The following is a 20,501-nucleotide window of genomic DNA, read 5'->3' as shown; positions in this document are numbered from 1 at the left end:
AAAGACTTTTTTTGGTATTGCAAAGAGAGATAAAAGTCAAAAATGGCGAATTATGTGGTTGGTCATCTTGTGGGCACTAGCTGCAAGTTTAACAATAGCGCTAGTTGCTAAAGGTTATTATCGCTTTGTTCATTTTCGTCGTTATGCTGCGCAAGTTATACGAGAGGTACGCCTAAGTATGGAGCTCAAAGAATGGGCGCTTGCCGAACAACAACTTTTGCCCATTTTAAAAAAACGATCCTATCGAAGGCAGTGTTTATTTGAGTATATGCGTATTCTACGCAAGATGCAACGTTTTGAGGAATCCGAAAAGTTGCTTGCTGAAGCGCAGAAATTAGGATTAAACGGGCCACACTTTTTCTTAGAAATTGCTTATAAAGCCTACAGATTTGGGGCTTTTAAAGAATGTTCGCAAGCCTTTGCTGCCGTTCCTAAAGACTTATTCGAGGAAGAGGATGCTGCAAAATATGCTTCAGCTCTTGTACACTTAGGTTATTTAGACGCTGCCTGTAGTTTGATTGAGCCATGGATTTCCCCCCTGTCTCACCAAGAGACTTTTGTGACTATGGGGCATATTTATTTCACTTCCAAGCGTTATCAAGACGCTATAGATTTTTATAATCGCGCCAATGCTTTGGGAACCTGTCCTGTTGAGGTGACCTATAATCTAGCACAAGCGTATCGGATTACCTCAAACTATGCGCAAGCAGGCAAATTATTCCGTAAACTCTTGTCACATGCTCTCTACAAAGAAGAAGCTTTATTTAATATCGGGCTTTGTGAACAAAAACTGGGGAGACCAGGAAAAGCTTTACTCATCTATCAAAGCAGCAATCTTTGGTCTCATGGGGATGCTTTACTGATGAAATATGCAGCTTTGGCAGCTATGGAGCAACGAGATTATCCATTAGCAGAGCGCTGCTGGGAGTTGGCTTTACGCTGTTCCACATTTGCTAAAGATTACAAATGCGGGCTAGGCTATGGTTTTAGCTTGTGTCGATTACGTAAATATGGAGATGCAGAACGTGTATATTGCAATGTGATTCAAAATTTCCCTGAATGTTTGACTGCTTACAAGGCTTTGGCTTGGCTTTGTGGAGTTGGATATGCAACCATACTTTCTTCAGAAGAAGGGTTGATGTACGCAAAAAAGGCCGTGGAAATCGATCATAATTGTGCAACTTTAGAGTTGTTAAGTGCATGTGAAGCGCGTTGTGGCAATTTTGATGCCGCTTATGAAATTCAATCTTTTCTTTCTTCTCGAGATATCTCTTTGCAAGAGAAGCAACGACGCTCACAGATTTTGCGAATTTTACGTAAAAAACTACCTCTCAATGATCATCATATTGTGGAAGTGGATGCTCTGCTTGCCGCGTAACTCTGGATTTTTCAAATTTTTTATTCTATGGGCGACAAAGTCATGGTTGCTCGAAGATAAGAAGAAGCAGAAATCAGCTTCTTGGGAACTTTTATTCGTTTTATTAAGTAAAATCAAGTATGGTGTTGGGAAACGTTCTCGTAAAAGATGGTATTCTAGTAATTACAGTGAATTAAACGACATATGTTAGGTTTTCTTAAGCGCTTCTTTGGCTCCTCTCAAGAGCGTACTTTAAAAAAATTTCAAAAACTTGTGGATAAGGTGAACATTTATGATGAAATGCTCACACCCTTATCTGATGATGAATTGCGTAATAAGACTGCAGAATTAAAGCAGCGGTATCGTGATGGAGAGTCTCTTGATCACATGCTTCCTGAAGCTTATGGTGTCGTGAAAAACGTCTGTCGACGTTTAACTGGCACCCCAGTCGAAGTCTCAGGATATCATCAAAGATGGGATATGGTTCCTTATGATGTTCAGATTTTAGGGGCCATTGCTATGCACAAAGGATTTATTACAGAGATGCAGACGGGAGAAGGGAAAACTCTTACTGCAGTTATGCCCCTGTATTTAAATGCTTTGACAGGTAGGCCAGTACATTTAGTTACTGTTAACGACTACCTTGCCCAGCGAGATTGTGAATGGGTAGGATCGGTATTGCGTTGGCTAGGACTTACCACTGGGGTTTTGGTGTCAGGAACTCTTTTAGAAAAGCGCAAGCAAATTTATCAATGTGATGTTGTCTATGGTACAGCATCTGAGTTTGGTTTTGATTATTTGAGAGATAATTCTATAGCTACTCGTATTGAAGAGCAGGTAGGTAGAGAACATTACTTTGCTATCATTGATGAGGTTGACTCGATATTGATAGATGAAGCTAGAACACCCTTAATTATCTCGGGTCCTGGAGAGAGACATAACCCTGTCTATTTTGAGCTCAAAGAAAAAGTCGCGAATCTTGTTTATTTGCAAAAAGAGCTTTGTAGTCGTATTGCTTTGGAAGCTCGTCGAGGTTTGGACAGCTTTTTGGATGCTGATGTTCTTCCTAAAGACAAAAAAGTTCTTGAAGGCATTTCTGAATTTTGCCGTAGCCTCTGGTTAGTAAGCAAGGGAATGCCTTTGAATCGTGTTTTACGTCGTGTACGTGAGCACCCTGATCTTCGTGCTATGATCGATAAGTGGGATGTTTATTATCATGCTGAGCAGAATAAAGAAGAGAGCTTAGAGCGTCTTTCAGAGCTCTACATTATTGTTGATGAGCATAACAATGATTTTGAGCTCACAGATAAAGGCATGCAGCAGTGGGTTGAATATGCTGGAGGCTCTACCGAAGACTTTGTGATGATGGATATGGGGCATGAATACGCTCTTATAGAAAGCGATGAGACTCTATCACCTACGGATAAGATCAATAAAAAAATTGCAGTTTCTGAAGAAGATACTTTAAGAAAGTCTCGTGCCCATGGGTTACGACAATTATTACGGGCTCAGCTTCTGATGGAACGTGATGTAGACTATATTGTCCGTGAAGATCAGATTGTAATTATCGATGAACATACAGGACGTCCTCAACCTGGACGACGTTTTTCTGAAGGATTACATCAAGCTATCGAAGCTAAAGAACACGTCACTATCCGTAAGGAATCTCAGACACTTGCTACTGTTACTCTCCAAAATTTCTTCCGTCTATATGAGAAGCTTGCAGGCATGACAGGCACAGCTATTACGGAGTCGCGAGAGTTTAAAGAAATTTATAATCTTTATGTACTCCAAGTGCCCACATTCAAGCCTTGTTTACGTATAGATCACAATGACGAATTTTATATGACAGAGCGTGAAAAGTACCACGCTATTGTTAATGAGATTGCGACTACCCATGGGAAAGGGAATCCTATTCTTGTAGGTACAGAATCTGTAGAGGTTTCTGAAAAACTTTCTCGAATTTTGCGGCAGAATCGCATAGACCATACTGTATTGAATGCTAAGAATCATGCTCAAGAAGCAGAAATTATAGCAGGCGCAGGTAAATTAGGTGCTGTGACTGTAGCTACAAATATGGCAGGCCGAGGAACAGATATCAAATTGGATAATGAAGCTGTAATCGTTGGTGGTCTACATGTGATTGGTACCACGCGGCATCAATCGCGTCGGATTGATAGGCAGTTACGTGGGCGTTGTGCTCGTTTAGGAGATCCTGGATCTGCAAAATTCTTTTTATCTTTTGAAGATCGTCTAATGCGACTTTTCGCCTCTCCTAAATTGAATGCCCTGATTCGTCATTTCCGTCCTCCAGAAGGAGAAGCTATGTCGGATCCTATGTTTAATAAGCTCATAGAAACAGCGCAGAAGCGTGTAGAGGGGAGAAACTATACTATCCGTAAGCATACCCTAGAGTATGATGATGTGATGAATAAGCAAAGACAGGCGATATATGCTTTTCGTCATGATGTCTTACATGCTGAGCATGTCTTTGATCTTGCAAAAGAAATCCTATGTCATGTTTCTCTGATGGTAGCATCCTTGGTTATCAGCGATCGTCAGTTCAAAGGGTGGACGTTGGCAAATCTTCAGGAATGGATGAACTCTTCTTTCCCTATTGTCTTAAATATAGAGGAACTTAGACAGCTTAAAGATGTAGATTCTGTTGCTGAAAAGATCGCTGCGGAGCTTATTCAGGAGTTCCAGGTACGCTTTGAGCATATGATTGAAGGGCTTTCGAAAGCTGGGAGCAAAGAATTGGATGCATTGGCTATTTGTGAAGATGTCATTCGCTCTGTAATGGTCATGCATATTGATGAGGAGTGGCGTGTTCATCTTGTAGATATGGACTTGCTACGTAGTGAAGTTGGTTTACGTACTGTAGGGCAGAAAGATCCTTTATTAGAATTTAAACACGAATCTTTCCTACTGTTTGAGAGTTTGATTCGCGATATTCGTATTACGATTGCGCGGCATCTTTTCCGTCTTGAATTAACCATAGAGTCGAATAACCGCATAGACAATGTGATTCCTAGTGTAGCCACATCTTTCCATAGTAATGTTAATTATGGTCCCTTAGAGTTGACTGTAGTTACAGATTCTGAAGATCAAGATTAAGATAACCTAGAGGCTCTCTCCTCTAGGTGTATTTGTTCCAAAGTATTTCTTTTTTTCTTGATTTCTTTTAAATAAATTGCGTCCATTCTGACCAAGCCTGGTCATCATAATAACGAATCCAGAATTTCCTGCGATTGTTGGCAATGAGGAACTGGACACGGTGACTTCCTTTATCGCTTGTTATACATAAAAGAATGTGGTTCTGGTTCTCAGAGTCAAGGAGGAAATCTGTAGGAGCATTGAGTAGGGTATTTACATTTGTAATGAGGAGAGACTGTGTTTCTATGAGTTGATCACAGTCATACTCAGATTCTGAAATTGTCGTTAGTGCAGTACTAGACCAGGGCTTCCAGCTGTTTTTAATACAATATCTTGTATAGGCATAGTTATCTTCGCTTAAATAGAATTGATGTATAGTGTTTTTGAATACGGATTTACCAAGGACAATAAGAAGGTCTCCCTGATCTGTATTTTCTTCAACATACACTCCAGTTTCTTGATATTTATCTAATGAAATTGCTTCCTCAGAGTTATAAAGTAAGTCTTCGAAAATCTGATTGTGCTCTGGGTTTGGCGTATCGTATTGGTCATAGTTCATGACTATAAATCTCCAAGAAATAATTGATTTGTTTTTATTTTATTTTAATAATATCTTTTATTATTTTTTAACAAATTAATTCTTTCTTTTTGGTTTTTCTTTAAATTCTAAATCAAATGGTATTCCATATAAATTAAACGAAGATTTTAATGTATTTTTTAAATAATATTCATAATGCTTCGTTAATAACGATTTTGCGTTTATAAATAATAAAAATTGAAGGGGTGTTGTGGTTTTCTGAATTGCATAATAAATCCTCAATCTGCGTCCCTGCACCACTTGAGGATGATTTCTATGTAAAGCAGAAGCCAGAGTTTTATTTACTATTGGTGTGGGAACTTTATTTGATACTACGTGATACAGTTCATCAATGGCAGAGAAGATATTTGTAAGATTACGTTTAGTAGCAGCAGAGATACAAAGCATCTTAGCCTGTCCTAAATAGGGATCAGTAGATCGTAGATCTTTGCAGTAATGCTCCATGCGCACACCCTCAAGTAAGTCCCACTTGTTGATTAATATGATATGCGGTTTTTTTCGTTTGGAAATTAAAGAAAGAATGCGCTTTTCATATGAAGAAAGTTTTTGTGTAGCATCAATAACAAGAAGACAGATATCAGCACGAGAAATTGCTTTTTCAGTTCGCGATGAAGAGATCCATTCTATGGAATTCTTCACGCTTTTCATTTTCCTGAGACCTGCGGTATCAATAAAGAGATACTGACGGTCCTTATGAGAATATAGAATATCGATATTATCACGTGTAGTCCCAGGAGTATTATCAATAATACAACGCTCTTCATTAAGGAGACCATTAATAATGGAAGATTTTCCTACATTAGGGCGCCCGATTAGTGCTATTTTTAATATTTTAGAAGGTTGTTGATAAGAATCTGGGGCAACAAATGGTTCTTCAAAAGAGAAGTCCTCGGTAAATACTTCTGAAAAATCGGGCAACATTTTTGTGGGAGTTGTAGCCGAAAGGTTTTCTTGTTCATCGGCAAAAAGCTCCTCATTGTCTTGCTTTTCTTCCTGCTCATTGAGAGGTTCTGGGATGTTGGCTACTGACTTAATTTTTTGAAGAAGGGTGTCGATGTGTTTATCATGTGCTGTTGAGGTCGCTACAATGAAGGGAATTCCTAATTTATAGGTTTCATGAATTTGTAATTCGTCCTGACGACTATCTGCTTTATTGGCGATCAGGATTAGGGGTTTCTTTAGGGGCAGGAGTTGTTTGGCTAAGTGAGCATCTTCTTCGGTAATACCGCAGCGGATATCGATGACTAGTAACAGGATATCAGCTTCCTTAGCGCCAGCTAGGGCCTGCTTGTAGATATGCTTTTGGAAGTAATCTTCAGAATTGTGATCGACACCTCCAGTATCAATCACTTGAGCAGGAATGCCGAGAGCATGTGTTTCTCCGTATAGGCGATCCCGGGTTGTCCCTTCTTGAGAATTTACAATTGCTAAAGAGCGTTTACATAGACGATTGAAAAGTGATGATTTCCCTACATTCGGTCTTCCTAAAATGGCTATTCTTAGCATAATCGTCTCTTGATTTATTTTCTTCGGTAATTAAGGAGAAAATAATAGGAGTTAAAAAATTAAACCCAAAGAGATAAATTTCTAAGGGTTGTAAAGGAAAGGCCCTATTTAAACTAAGTTACTTCCAAAAGCCTTTTTCTTGTAAAAGCAATAAAATTTTTTCTTTGTCGAGGCATTCGTTTTCTATAGATAGAATCTCCGCTTCCCTGAGTAGATCTCCAAGAAGTCTCCCAGGGGCAATGCCCTTAGCCATCAGGTCGGGAGCTGAGACGACAGGGGAAGATGTTTTTATTCTTAGTATGAATTCCTCTAAGCGTGATTCCAGTTCTTGTACTCGAGAGATAAAGTGTTGTTGTCTGCTAGGGTCTTTTTGTAAAGCTGAGAAGAGTTCAAGAAATAAGGGTGCTGTTGGAGAAGCTAGGAAGTGAGCCCAAAATACACGGTTGCTGGATTGGTTTTGAAAATGGGGGAGTGCTTGGTACCAGGATTCTATTAATTTCAATTCTTTATTAGAAATTCGTAATCTTCCAAAAGCTACTGTTGCAGCTTCTTCACTTATCCCTTGGAATAGAGGCAGTAAAAAGAGAAGCTCGGGGAAATATGTTGGGTTGAACTGACGGGCAAATTCTATAGTTGTTCTTAAAAGACTGTAGGGAATCTCTTTTAGCTCAGGGAAAATAAAGATTAAAACTTTAAGTTTAAGTAGGAGAGAGAGGGCTGCATAAGGCTGTCTTGAAAGCATTTTTTTTAGCTCTTGCCAAATTCTCTCTGGTGATACGGAATTTACTAATGTTGGAGCTTCTTTGATAATGGCGCGTTCTGTCGTTGGATCTAGCGTGAAGCCAAGGGTAGAAGAAAAGCGTATGGCACGTAGGATACGAAGTTTATCTTCTGAGAATCTTAAGCGTGGGTGGCCTATAGCGCGAATGACTTTCTTTTCAATATCACGGGTTCCTTCGACAAAGTCAAAGACCTTGTCTTCAAAAGGATCGTAGTACATACCGTTGACGGTGAAATCTCTTCGGAGGGCATCTTCTCGCATAGAAGAAAATATAATGCGATCAGGATGTCGTCCATCTTTGTATTCTCCATCAGAGCGGAAGGTAGCAACTTCAAATAGGCGTCCGTCCTGTTTTACTACGATGATACCAAAGGCAACACCGATAGTAATCACATCAGGGAAGATCGTAGATACAATAGTTGGAGAGGCATTGGTAGCTATATCGATGTCCTCAAGAGGCCTATGCATCAACATATCTCTAACACAACCACCGACAAAATACGCCTGATATCCTGCATTACGTAGTTTTATAAGAACTTTTTTTGCAGCTTCTATGGCGATTGTTGTCATCACACCTCTAAAATAAGGAACTAAAGAGAGTTAAGCTATAGCTTCTGGGGTCCTTCTGATAATTATTGGCGCTTTATTTTCTGCGATAGTGTCTTCTTGGATATGAATAGCTTCTACTGTAGGATCTGAAGGAATTTCGAACATAAGGTCTCTAAGAAGATTTTCTAAAATCATTCCTAGAGCACGAGCTCCAGTTTTTGCTTGCTTTGCTTTTTTTGCTATAGCATATAGAGCTTCTTTTTTGAAAACTAACTTGACGTTTTCTTCTGCAAATAGCTCTACATATTGTTTAACGACAGCATTTGTAGGTTCTGTAAGGATGGCAACAAGTTCGTCCAAAGAGAGTTCCTCACAGTTTACAATGCAGTTGAATCTTCCGACAAATTCAGGGATCATTCCAAAGGCAATCAGGTCCTCGGTTTCGACTTTAGCAAGTAGATGATCTCGGTTTTTTTGAGAAAGGTCTGCTTGATCATCAGAAAACCCTATTGTAGTTTTCCCTAATCGTTTCGCAATAATCTTGTCTAGGTTGACGAATGCGCCACCTACGATAAATAAGATATTTTCTGTATTGACTCGGATGTACTCTTGGTTGGGATGCTTACGGCCTCCTTTAGGAGGAACGTTTGCTATAGTTCCTTCAACGATTTTTAACAATGCTTGTTGGACTCCTTCTCCTGAAACATCTCTAGTAATGGAGACATTGGCAGTTGTCCTGCCAATTTTATCGATTTCATCGATATAGATAATGCCTCGTTCTGCACGAGCCACGTCGTAATCAGCAGCTTGTAATAAACGCAAAACTATGTTCTCCACATCCTCACCAACATAACCTGCTTCGGTTAGAGTGGTAGCATCGGCAATTGTGAAGGGAACATCTAAAATTTTTGCTAAGGTTTTTGCAATTAATGTTTTTCCAGATCCTGTGGGGCCTAGGAGAAGAACATTAGATTTCCCGTAGCTTACCTGTTTGTGATGTAGTAGAGCTCGTATACGTTTATAATGATTATAAACGGCAACAGCTATTGTTTTTTTAGCTCTTTCTTGACCAATGACATATTCATCAATATGTTTTTTGATCTCTTTAGGGGTGAGTACTTTTAGATCAGAAGGTTGCGAAGGTGCTTCCGAAACTGGAGCTGAAGATACTGTAGAGGAGGGTTTCTTATCTAAAATTCCAGAGCATAATTTGATGCAATAGTCACAAATGTATACCGAAGGCCCCGCAATTAGCTTCTCTACGTCTTTTTCAGACCGACCACAAAATGAACAAATAGTCAGATTTTTTTTATTCATATTTTCTCTTTAAGTGCTACTTGTATCCTTATTAGTTTCTTTTGCAGAAGTTACCACTTTATCAATAAGTCCGTAGGAGATGGCTTCTTCGGCTCCCATGAAGAAGTCTCGTTCTGAGTCCTCTATAATTTTCTCTACAGGTTGGCCTGTGCATTCGGAGAGGATATTCGCGAGGTGTTTTTTTAGTGTTAGAATTTCAGCGGCCTGTAGTTGAATATCAGCAGATGTCCCGATAATACCTCCCGAAGGTTGGTGAATCATCATACGGCTGTGTGGAAGGGCATGACGCTTACCTTTAGTTCCTGCGGATAATAAAAGAGCCCCCATGGAAGCAGCTTGACCAATACAATAGGTATTTACATCACAACCTAAAAAGCGAATGGTATCATAGATTGCTAGTCCTGCTGTGATATAACCGCCTGGGGAATTAATAAAAATTTGAATATCTTTTTTAGGATCTTCAGACATGAGAAAAAGGAGTTGGGCAATTACTGTGTTTGCAAGGGGCTCCGTGATTTCCTGACCGATCATTACAATACGATCTTTCAGGAGACGGGAGTAAATATCCATGGCCCTTTCACCACGGCCCGTATCCTCGACAACATAGGGTACCAGTGTCATTTGCGTTTCCTCATCAAATAATTTTCAGTTTTGTCCATACGTTCCAGCTGATGAAATGACTCTAGCAACGCAGCTAAGACTTTTTAGGCTGTCTACGTCAACAACAAGCTTAGACATTAAAATCTCGAATTCTATGTTTAAGACTTTCTTGGGTCAAGCATTTTCCTCTAACTAAAATTTATGCAGAAGGAGTTGTAGTCAACGGTTCTGCTTTGCGAAGAACGTGTTCGATAGCTTTGCTATAAGTCAATCGATCTCGAGCTGACATTACGAGTTCTTGCAGGGTGTCATTGGAAATATCTTTAGGAGGCGGTCCTCCGAAGCGCTCTCTTGAACATACATCCATCATGTATTGTAGTTCTTCGCGGCTAATGGTGAGTTTTGCATCAGAAAAAATTTTATGAGTCAAAAAAAGTAACTTTAATGCCTTTTTAGCATCTTCTTCAGCTTCTTTTATAAGTTCTGGTTTCTGTCTTTCAAGTTCTTCATCAGAACAATATTGGATTAGACGAGCATTAAGAAGCTTTTCTCTTGTGAGTGAGGAAATACGCTCTTTAAGAAGGCTGCTAGGGAGTTCAAAATCTACGAGCATGGCAAGAGCATCTTCAGCTTCAGAAAAGCGTTTTTGCAGTTGTTTATCTTTAGCTTGCTTCTCTAGCTGCAGGCGTAATTTGGTTTTTAAATCATCTAGAGATTCTGCTTGAAGTTGACGGGCTTTTTCGTCATCTATCTCGGGAATTGAGACCTCGATTACAGAGTTTACTGTAAATGTTAAGGTATCTCCTCTTAAGAAGGATTGGATTTCGGGAGAAGTAATTGTTTCGACAACACGATCGCCAGGAAAAATTCCCAAGAACTTTTCTTTAAAAGCATCGGTCATTTCTTCTTTAGAAAGCTTAAAATATTTGTTTTCAAAAATTGCGGCAGGGGAAACATCCTTATTGTTGTTAGTGACGTGCAAGGAAATAGAAATAAAATCACCTTCTTGAGAAGGGCGTTCTACTGGTGTTTTTGTCGCAAAGAACATAGCAATATTCGCGAGTCCTTTTTTGATATCACTATCTGAAATCTCAATCGCAGGTTCCTCTTGAGGTAAAGAAAGGTTTTCCCAGGGAAGATCTGAAATGACAGGAAACGCTTCGTAAGAGAACTCTACTTTTCCTCCTTCTTGAAGATCAAGTTGCGTCACTGAGGTAGAGCGGATAGCTTTAGGAGACAGGGGCCGACGATCTCCGACTGTAGATAAAGCATGATAGGCATCTTGAGTTAACAGTTCACCTAGCTCTTTTCTTAAATGAGTAGGATATCGGGATGCAATGACGTCATCTGGAGCTTTGCCTTTACGGAATCCAGGAAGTGTAACTTCTTTTTTAATCTTTTTAAGAGCTTGCTTGTTTAGCTTGTTTAGTACTTCTGGAGAGACTGTTACTAAAGCTGAGACAATACAACCAGGAGATTCTTCTAAATTTATGGAGAACTGCTGATTGGAGAGACTGCGTGACACAGGACGATCCTTTTTATTAGACTTGCAAGGAAAAGCGGGTGATGAGGCTTGAACTCACGACCTTCACGTTGGCAACGTGGCGCTCTACCACTGAGCTACACCCGCAAAGAAATGGACAGTTTAGATTTTTGGAGAGTTTTTATCAATGGCTAGAGTCTTTAGTGTCATAGAAATTGGAGTCTCTTACTTCTGAGAACGGCTTTGATAAAATTTTTCATTGATTTAGCGTGGGCAAACAGGTACAAGTAAGCAGATTATATTATCCACTCTTATTTTAGAGGAGAAATGCTTAATTTTCGCAAGTTACGCCGGGACTTTTCAGCCAATCTTTTACAAGATGGTAAGGAACTTTTTGAGCAGGGGGCAGTGATTGATGCGAAAATTCTTTCGATGAATGGAGAGACTGTCTGTATCAGTGCTCAGATTCGAGGCTTGTATGAAAACATCTATGAATGTGAGATCGAAGTTGATCGGTCGGAATCAGATACTATAGATTCTAACTGCGATTGTTCATACAATTACGACTGCCAGCACATTGTCGCCTTATTATTCTATTTAGAGCAATATTTTAACGAGATGGTAGTGGCGTATGCTCGTAGTGCTAACTTAGAAACAGATCATGAGATCAACGAGGAAGTTAAAAAAGAGCTTCAGGAGACTTTTGTGGTTGCTGCCACAAAAGAAGAAGAGCGTAAAGATCGAGAGCATCAAAAAGAGATTTTAAGAGAGTATGTTCATGCTGCAAATGCTTTAAGTGCGAATCCTTTTTTCCTTCCCTTAGAATATTTAGAAAAGGATTCCGCTGAGCTTGCTGTACTTTTTGTTTCTGTTAACGAAGAGACATTTGCTCCTAACAATCAGCCTATAGAGTTTCAATTAATACTTCGTTTACCCTTTCGTTCCAAGCCTTTTTATATCTCTAATATTCGTACCTTTTTGGAAGGGGTATTGTATCAAGAGCCGATCGTATTGAATGGGCGTCGTTTTTTCTTTACGATGCAATCTTTTAATGCTTCAGATCGTAAGCTAATTGATTTATTGATTCGCTATGTTCGTTATCCCAATCATACAACGGAAGAGAAGTTATTAAAATCTGCATATTTGATGCCTCCTGCTTTAGGAGTGATCCTTGCAAAGATGTTTGAACATCAGCTGGCAGATCGTGGCGGAGGAAGTTTAGGGGAGAAAGAAAGTTTTTCAGGGTTATTTTGTGGGAATCTTGAAGAACCTCTTTGTTGGTCATTAACTCCAGCTAAGATGAAATTTAACTTAGATTTCTTTGACATGCCCTATAAAGCTTTGTTAATGACGCCTGTGATTCTTGTTGATGATGACGAAATTCAGCCTGAGCAGACTATGTTATTAGAGTCGGATGCTCCAGGGATTATCCATCATTTTGTTTATCATCGTTTTGCTCCTCAGATCAAACGTGCGCATTTACGTTCCTTTAGTCGTTTGCGAGACATAGCGATTCCAGAAGCTCTGTTTGGTTCATTCCGTGAGAATGCTCTTCCTGTATTTCAGGAATATGCTGAGATTGCGAACGTCCATCTTTTGAATTCTTTTGTTACTCTTCCTTACGTAGAAGAGGTTCGAGCCATTTGTGATATGAGTTACTTGGATGGGGAATTAGAGGCAAAATTATATTTTCTGTACGGCTCTTTACGGGTTCCCGCAGCATCACTAGCTTTGCAATATCAAGATGTTCGTGCATTTATTAGTAACGAAGGAATCTTAGCCAGAAACTTGGTTGAAGAGCGTAAGATGTTGGAAGAGGTCTTCGCAGGCTTTATTTATGATGAACGCGATGGTGCTTTTCATGTTAAAAGTGAGAAGAAGATCGTCGAATTTATGACCGAAACCATACCAGCGAATCAACATCGCATTACTTTTAACTGTCCAGAAAATCTTTCTGATCAGTTCGTTTATGACGAGACCATCTTTGAGTTATCCTTCCGAGAAGGGAGTGACATTAATTATTATGAGGCAGAACTTAAGGTCCATGGTTTATTGAAAGGAGTTGCTTTAGATTTATTATGGGACTGCATTAGTGCTAAAAAACGCTTTTTAGAGCTTCCTAAAGCGGGTCAGCAGTCTAAGGGGAATCGTCGTAGCAAGGTGAATGCAGGTAAGCTGCCTTGTATTTTAGTCTTAGATTTAGAAAAAATTGCTCCTGTGGTGCAAATTTTTAATGAAATAGGATTTAAGGTTTTAGATGACTTAGTCCAAAAATGTCCTCTATGGAGTTTAACTGGAATTTCGGTAGATCAGTTTGAGAGACTTCCTGTGAACTTTTCTATGTCTGATAGGCTTATAGAAATTCAAAAGCAAATTCGTGGTGAGATAGAGTTTGATTTCCAAGATGTTCCTCAACAAATTCAGGCAACTTTGCGTAGCTATCAAACTGAAGGGGTGCATTGGTTAGAACGTCTGAGAAAAATGCATCTCAATGGGATTTTAGCTGATGATATGGGGCTTGGGAAAACGTTACAGGCCATCATTGCCGTTACACAGAGCAAGTTAGAGAAGGGTGAGGGCTGTTCTTTAATTGTTTGTCCTACTTCTTTAGTTTATAACTGGAAGGAAGAGTTCCGTAAATTTAATCCTGAATTTAAGACTCTGGTGATTGATGGAGTTCCTTCTCAAAGACGGAAGCAGCTAGCCTCTTTGTCTAATCAAGACGTAGCGATTACCTCATATAATTTATTACAGAAAGACGTAGAGTTATATAAGAACTTTCGTTTTGACTACGTTGTTTTAGATGAAGCTCACCATATTAAGAATCGTACAACCAGGAATGCAAAATCGGTTAAGATGATTCAGTCTGATCATCGGCTTATATTAACTGGAACGCCGATAGAAAATTCTTTGGAAGAATTATGGAGCTTGTTTGATTTCTTAATGCCAGGTTTATTGAGTAGTTATGATCGTTTTGTTGGAAAATACATACGTACAGGGAACTACATGGGAAATAAAACTGACAATATGGTTGCGCTTAAGAAAAAGGTCTCTCCGTTTATCCTTCGTCGTATGAAAGAAGATGTATTAAAAGACCTTCCTCCAGTGTCCGAGATTTTATATCACTGCCATCTTACAGAATCTCAGAAGGAACTTTATCAATCGTATGCAGCTTCTGCGAAGCAGGAACTTTCCCGTTTGGTCAAACAAGAGGGCTTTGAGCGTATCCATATTCATGTTTTGGCGACTTTGACCCGGCTAAAGCAAATTTGCTGTCATCCTGCTATTTTTGCTAAGGATGCTCCAGAACCTGGGGATTCAGCAAAGTATGATATGTTGATGGATTTACTTTCTTCTCTTGTGGATTCTGGCCATAAGACTGTGGTCTTTAGTCAGTATACAAAGATGCTAGGCATTATTAAGAAAGATTTAGAGTCTCGAGGGATTCCTTTTGTCTATTTAGATGGTTCCACCAAGAACAGATTAGACTTGGTGAATCAGTTTAACGAAGATTCTAGTTTGCTAATTTTCTTGATTTCCTTAAAAGCTGGAGGAACAGGCTTGAATCTTGTGGGTGCTGATACAGTGATTCATTACGACATGTGGTGGAATCCTGCTGTAGAGAATCAAGCTACCGACCGAGTCCATCGTATTGGCCAGAGCCGTTCTGTCTCTTCTTATAAATTAGTGACGTTGAATACCATTGAAGAAAAAATTCTTACTTTGCAGAGCAGGAAAAAGAGCCTTGTAAAGAAAGTGATTAACTCTGATGATGAGGTTGTCTCCAAGTTAACTTGGGAAGAAGTATTGGAATTGCTGCAGATATGATTTTATGAGTTCACATCGCAATCTGTTTAAACTTAAAAATTTTTCCAATCGCCTTTATAACAGGGCTTTGGGCCGTTTCGACAAGGTCTTTAATTTTTTTTCTGGTAATGTTGGAATTGATTTAGGAACTGCAAATACGCTGGTTTATGTCCGCGGCAGGGGCATAGTTCTGAGTGAGCCTTCGGTAGTTGCTGTTGATGCACAGACTCATGCAGTACTTGCTGTCGGGCATAAGGCTAAAGCGATGTTGGGTAAGACTCCTAGGAAGATTATGGCAGTGCGTCCTATGAAAGATGGGGTCATTGCTGATTTCGAGATAGCCGAAGGCATGTTAAAGGCTTTAATTAAACGTGTGACTCCCTCTCGTAGTGTTTTTCGTCCAAGAATTTTAATTGCAGTTCCTTCTGGAATCACGGGAGTGGAAAAGCGTGCTGTTGAAGATTCTGCATTGCATGCTGGAGCTCAGGAAGTGATTTTAATTGAAGAGCCTATGGCTGCTGCAATAGGTGTAGATCTTCCTGTTCATGAACCAGCAGCGAGTATGATTATAGATATTGGAGGGGGGACTACGGAGATTGCGATTATTTCTTTAGGAGGAATTGTTGAGTCCCGTTCTTTGCGTATTGCTGGGGATGAATTTGATGAGTGCATCATTAACTATATGCGTCGTACATATAATTTAATGATCGGCCCTCGTACTGCCGAGGAAATAAAGATTACCATTGGCTCGGCGTATCCTTTAGGCGATCAAGAGTTGGAGATGGAAGTTCGAGGTCGTGATCAGGTTGCAGGCTTGCCTATTACCAAGCGGATTAATTCTGTAGAAATTAGAGAGTGTCTAGCTGAACCTATTCAGCAGATTATAGAATGTGTACGCCTGACTTTAGAGAAGTGTCCTCCAGAACTTTCTGCTGATTTAGTAGAGCGTGGTATGGTTTTAGCAGGCGGCGGAGCTCTAATTAAGGGACTAGATAAAGCTTTGAGTAAGAATACAGGTCTTTCTGTGATTACAGCACCGCATCCCTTGCTTGCAGTTTGCTTAGGAACAGGGAAGGCTTTAGAGCATTTAGATCAGTTTAAGAAACGCAAAGGGAATTTGGTATAGTCATGGTATCAAGCACAGAGATCAAGCATGAAGGTCTGAAATCTTGGATTAATGCTATTGCTCAGTTAACCAATCCAGAGAAAATACATCTTTGTAATGGTTCCGATACCGAGTATGCTGAGCTCTGCACTCTTATGGAAAGTACAGGGACCATGATCCGTTTGAATCCTGAGTTTCACCCCAATAGTTTTTTGGTCCGTTCTTCTCCTGATGATGTGGCTCGGGTAGAACAGTTTACTTTTATTTGTACTCCCACAGAAAGAGAGGCTGGTCCTACAAATAATTGGAAAGATCCCCAAGAGATGCGTGAGGAGTTGCAGCAACTTTTTCGTGGATGTATGCAGGGGCGCACACTTTATATAGTTCCTTTTTGTATGGGCCCTTTAGACTCTCCCTTTTCTATTATAGGTGTTGAGTTAACAGATTCTCCCTATGTAGTTTGTTCTATGAAGATTATGACTCGTATGGGTGATCATGTTTTACGTTCTTTGGGGACTTCAGGGAAGTTTTTAAAGTGTTTGCATAGTGTGGGTAAGCCTTTATCTACAGGAGAGCACGATGTTCCCTGGCCTTGTAATCCGAAAGCTATGCGGATTGTACATTTCCAAGATGATAGTAGTGTGATGTCTTTTGGAAGTGGTTATGGAGGCAACGCTTTACTTGGAAAGAAGTGCGTCGCTCTTCGCTTAGCTTCTTATATGGCAAAATCTCAGGGCTGGCTTGCTGAGCATATGTTGATTATTGGGATTACCAATCCTGAAGGGAAGAAAAAGTACTTGTCAGCTTCCTTCCCGAGTGCCTGTGGTAAGACTAATTTAGCCATGTTGATGCCTAAGCTTCCTGGTTGGAAGATAGAATGTATTGGAGATGATATTGCTTGGATTCGTCCAGGTAATGACGGTAGGCTGTACGCTGTAAATCCAGAATATGGATTTTTTGGTGTTGCTCCAGGAACTTCTGAGGATACAAATCCCAATGCTTTAGCAACTTGTAGGTCCAATTCTATTTTTACTAATGTTGCATTGACTCCTGACGGGGATGTTTGGTGGGAGGGATTGACGAGTCAACCGCCAGAGTCTTTAATAGATTGGCTTGGAAAGCCTTGGAAGCCTGGAAGCAGTCCTGCTGCACATCCCAATTCTCGATTTACTGCCCCTTTACGTCAGTGTCCTTCTTTAGATGCTGAGTGGAACAGCCCTCGAGGTGTCCCCTTAGATGCGATTATTTTTGGCGGGCGTCGTTCTGAAACAATTCCTTTAGTTTATGAAGCCTTAAGTTGGGAACACGGAGTCACTATAGGGGCGGGGATGTCATCGACCACAACAGCCGCAATTGTTGGACAGTTAGGAAAACTTCGACATGATCCTTTTGCCATGCTTCCTTTCTGTGGATATAATATGGCATATTACTTCCAACATTGGCTTTCTTTTGCTGAGAATCCCAATCTTAAGCTTCCTAAAATTTTTGGAGTCAATTGGTTTCGTAAGAATGATCAAGGCGAGTTTCTTTGGCCTGGGTTTAGTGAAAACTTGCGTGTTCTAGAATGGATATTCCAAAGAACAGATGGTCTAGAAGGTATCGCGCAACGCACTCCTATTGGTTATCTTCCTGACGTTCAGAAATTCAATTTAAATGGCTTGAATCTTGCGCCACAAGCTTTGCATGACCTTTTCTCTTTAGATCGGGAGGGTTGGCTTGCTGAAGTTGAGAATATTCGTGAGTATTTGAAGATCTTTGGTTCCGATTGTCCGCAGCAAATTACGGATGAATTGTTGCGGATTAAATCAGAAATAGAAGAAAAATAAAAAATCAAAGTCATTAGTTATTTATAAGTTAGTTTTAATAACAATTATTTCTCGTTTTTTATAAATTATTTTTTAAATAAAATTAGGAATAATTAATTATTATCTAATAAATACCGTGACGCTACAACCGAGCTACATTAATTTTACCCGCAATGTGACTACCACTTTAACTGGTGGTAAGATTGATACATCAGCTGTCGAACTTACTTGTAGTGCTTTATTTTTCCAAGAATTGCAAGATAAAGCTCGGGCATTAAAACACGCCTTGGGTTTAGTTCAAGAGCTAAATGCAGAGACGTTTACTCTCAGTCAAATCGAAACTCCCATTTCATATCCGTTGCCAGAAGGATCGTTTAGTGAAGGGGTTTCTACTGCATTCGTAGATAGAACGATGCCAATCTATACCCCTGATGAGGTGAAGGCTATCCTCCAAAATCCGAATCTTGCGACTTCTAAAATTTTCGTTGATGATTTAGAGAAAGTATTCGAGAATTATTTAAAGTCTGTAACGAATGTAGATCCCTCTGATCCAGAGAGGACTATTATAACTAAATACCAAAGTCTATTACGTGACCTTAAGCCTAAATTTGTTACGGGTGGGACACCGACAGACAGTGATTATGCCGCTCTCTACGCTTTGCCAGCTGATTTTGTGAAGGAAATAGAAGCTTTAAAAGCACCAGATGCCCCTCCTAAAAACAAGATCCATGCTTTTTGGCAGGATATAATGACAATTTACAATAACATGCAGGTACTTTCTTATCCTGTTGCTGATTACCTTAATGTACAGGTTGCAGATCTTGTTCTTAATATTACCGCTGCTCAGAAGATCCAACAGTATCTAAGGAATTTTTATAGCATACTAAAGGACATTTTGAATCCAGGATGGACAGATCCAAACCTTGGTTCGTATCCATCAGGTGCGGAGTACAATGCTCGTGATGCTGGGGTGATTCAAAGCTTATTAAACTTAAGCGGGAACTATCGCATGCTTACTGAGAATATGCTCCCCAATACAGATACAAGTCTTCCTCAAGAGATTATCAATCAGATCATTAACTTTCAAAATAGTTTGGGAGCTCAAGTCATTTCGCAGAGCTCTTCAGGAAATATAAGACTCGATACTCTCCTTGGTATAGCCTATGTATATCAGTGTTGTGCAAATCTTTTTGGCACGAACTACGGGAGTAAGGTTCTGAGTAAGCAAGACTACATTAATACACTCAATCAAGAAAAAAGTTACTGGACAGCACGAGGACACGGATTTGATGTAACTAGTGGTGGTGTGTTTGAAGGATTCGTGAATGATGTAAATAGCAATACTGGCTATAAAAACATCAAGATTTTCCAGAATGGTCAAGTAAATCAGATTAATCCTACTTTCTTAAGTGCAACCGTTGCTTTGTTACGGAATCCTTATTCTTTGATAGGACGCGATGCGTATCAGGGAATAGAGGATGCTGCTAATAGGACCATTACAGCTTTAGAAGGGTTAATTTCTGGTTGGAATACACAGATAACCACTTTCCAAATGCAAAAAAATGCTGTAGATCCTTCTCAACTGAAGTATTTCGAAACAATGAAGACAAACAAAAAGACTTTTGTAGATACAGCTCCTTTGCAGATGGTGTACGCTTCATTGATGTTAGATAAGTATTTGCCTACTCAGCAGAACGTGATTACATCCTTAGGGGTACAGATGACCTATTCGAATAAGGCTGCTAAGTATCTTAACGAACTTATCAAAGAGATCACAGCTTTTCAGACTGCGGACATCTACTATTCCTTGTCTATATATTTGAAACAGATGAACTTGCAAGCGATAGCAGACCCTATTGGTAAAGCCATTGGAGCTTTGAGTAAGGAAAAAGAACGAGCGACAGCAGATGTGGCACGTTGCAAGAAGGTAAAAGCTGCTATTGATGAGATGCTCGTTAAGATTAAGGCGGATGCAGATTTATCGAAGTCTCAGATCCGGGAACTTGTGGATACTTTAACAACGTTCAAGTCTCAGAGTGATGATCTGATTCGCAATTTATCTTGTTTACTTTGTTACTTATCAGGGATCACCCTTGAAGCTGTAAGCAACCCTGATGATACGTATGAGGCATTTACCACAAAAGCCTTCAACGAGCCTTTTGCCAATTGGAAACGGCAGTTAGCCACGTTTGAGAGTTTTGTGATTCAAGGTGGGCAAAACGGCATTACTCCTGGTGGAGAGCAGCAGCTTTTACAGGCTATGGAGTCTTCGCAACAGGATTTTTCGACGTTTAACCAGAACCAACAACTTGCTCTACAATTAGAATCTTCAGCCATGCAACAAGAATGGACTCTTGTAAGTGCTGCCCTTGCTTTATTAAATCAATTGGTTTCAAAGATCGCTAGAAGGATTAAATCTTAATACTGAGGAAATATA

Annotated in this window: 12 protein-coding genes and 1 tRNA gene; 6 read left to right on the top strand and 7 right to left on the bottom strand. The window is 39.8% G+C overall.

Features of this window, described 5'->3' with window-relative positions:
• Nucleotides 1-52: 52 nt before the first annotated feature.
• Both CMV32_RS02180 and secA read left to right on the top strand, forming a co-directional pair.
• Nucleotides 53-1,378, top strand: coding sequence for a tetratricopeptide repeat protein (locus tag CMV32_RS02180; RefSeq protein WP_100934285.1), 1,326 nt, complete (start codon nucleotides 53-55; stop codon nucleotides 1,376-1,378).
• Between the two features lie 183 nt (nucleotides 1,379-1,561).
• On the top strand, nucleotides 1,562-4,474 hold the full coding sequence (secA, locus tag CMV32_RS02175; protein ID WP_100934284.1) for a preprotein translocase subunit SecA: 2,913 nt from the start codon (nucleotides 1,562-1,564) through the stop codon (nucleotides 4,472-4,474).
• A gap of 67 nt (nucleotides 4,475-4,541) precedes the next feature.
• On the opposite strand, the gene CMV32_RS02170 is transcribed toward secA, so the two are convergent.
• The 7 genes from CMV32_RS02170 to CMV32_RS02140 form a co-directional block, all read right to left on the bottom strand.
• Nucleotides 4,542-5,072 carry a hypothetical protein gene (locus CMV32_RS02170; RefSeq protein WP_100934283.1) on the bottom strand — a complete coding sequence of 177 codons (531 nt, stop codon included), beginning with the start codon at nucleotides 5,070-5,072 and terminating at the stop codon, nucleotides 4,542-4,544.
• A gap of 75 nt (nucleotides 5,073-5,147) precedes the next feature.
• Nucleotides 5,148-6,617 carry a ribosome biogenesis GTPase Der gene (gene der / locus CMV32_RS02165; protein ID WP_100934282.1) on the bottom strand — a complete coding sequence of 490 codons (1,470 nt, stop codon included), beginning with the start codon at nucleotides 6,615-6,617 and terminating at the stop codon, nucleotides 5,148-5,150.
• Between the two features lie 118 nt (nucleotides 6,618-6,735).
• Nucleotides 6,736-7,968 (bottom strand): CCA tRNA nucleotidyltransferase, encoded by a 1,233-nt coding sequence (locus CMV32_RS02160; protein ID WP_100934281.1) that lies wholly within the window; start codon nucleotides 7,966-7,968, stop codon nucleotides 6,736-6,738.
• 30 nt (nucleotides 7,969-7,998) lie between these two features.
• On the bottom strand, nucleotides 7,999-9,264 hold the full coding sequence (gene clpX, locus CMV32_RS02155) for an ATP-dependent Clp protease ATP-binding subunit ClpX (RefSeq protein WP_100934280.1): 1,266 nt from the start codon (nucleotides 9,262-9,264) through the stop codon (nucleotides 7,999-8,001).
• Nucleotides 9,265-9,273: 9 nt separating this feature from the next.
• A complete protein-coding gene (locus CMV32_RS02150) occupies nucleotides 9,274-9,885 on the bottom strand; it encodes an ATP-dependent Clp protease proteolytic subunit (RefSeq protein ID WP_010883482.1) in 612 nt (203 codons plus the stop codon).
• Between the two features lie 178 nt (nucleotides 9,886-10,063).
• Nucleotides 10,064-11,389, bottom strand: coding sequence for a trigger factor (gene tig / locus CMV32_RS02145; RefSeq protein ID WP_100934279.1), 1,326 nt, complete (start codon nucleotides 11,387-11,389; stop codon nucleotides 10,064-10,066).
• Between the two features lie 33 nt (nucleotides 11,390-11,422).
• A tRNA-Gly gene (locus CMV32_RS02140) sits at nucleotides 11,423-11,494 on the bottom strand.
• Nucleotides 11,495-11,674: 180 nt separating this feature from the next.
• On the opposite strand from CMV32_RS02140, the gene CMV32_RS02135 reads away from it, so the two are divergent.
• The 4 genes from CMV32_RS02135 (at nucleotide 11,675) to CMV32_RS02120 (ending at nucleotide 20,486) form a co-directional block, all read left to right on the top strand.
• Nucleotides 11,675-15,175 carry a DEAD/DEAH box helicase gene (locus tag CMV32_RS02135; protein WP_100934278.1) on the top strand — a complete coding sequence of 1,167 codons (3,501 nt, stop codon included), beginning with the start codon at nucleotides 11,675-11,677 and terminating at the stop codon, nucleotides 15,173-15,175.
• A gap of 4 nt (nucleotides 15,176-15,179) precedes the next feature.
• The gene (locus CMV32_RS02130) at nucleotides 15,180-16,280 is read left to right on the top strand and encodes a rod shape-determining protein (RefSeq protein ID WP_100934277.1); all 1,101 of its coding nucleotides are present in this window, start codon (nucleotides 15,180-15,182) and stop codon (nucleotides 16,278-16,280) included.
• A 2-nt stretch (nucleotides 16,281-16,282) separates the two neighbouring features.
• Nucleotides 16,283-18,085: a phosphoenolpyruvate carboxykinase (GTP) gene (locus CMV32_RS02125; RefSeq protein WP_100934276.1), complete on the top strand. Its 1,803-nt coding sequence runs from the start codon at nucleotides 16,283-16,285 to the stop codon at nucleotides 18,083-18,085.
• Nucleotides 18,086-18,200: 115 nt separating this feature from the next.
• A complete protein-coding gene (locus CMV32_RS02120; RefSeq protein ID WP_100934275.1) occupies nucleotides 18,201-20,486 on the top strand; it encodes a CT620/CT621 family type III secretion system effector in 2,286 nt (761 codons plus the stop codon).
• Nucleotides 20,487-20,501: the final 15 nt, after the last annotated feature.

The organism is Candidatus Chlamydia corallus (assembly GCF_002817655.1).
Taxonomy (GTDB): Bacteria; Chlamydiota; Chlamydiia; order Chlamydiales; family Chlamydiaceae; genus Chlamydia; species Chlamydia corallus.
This window is presented reverse-complemented; position numbering and strand designations above follow the sequence as displayed.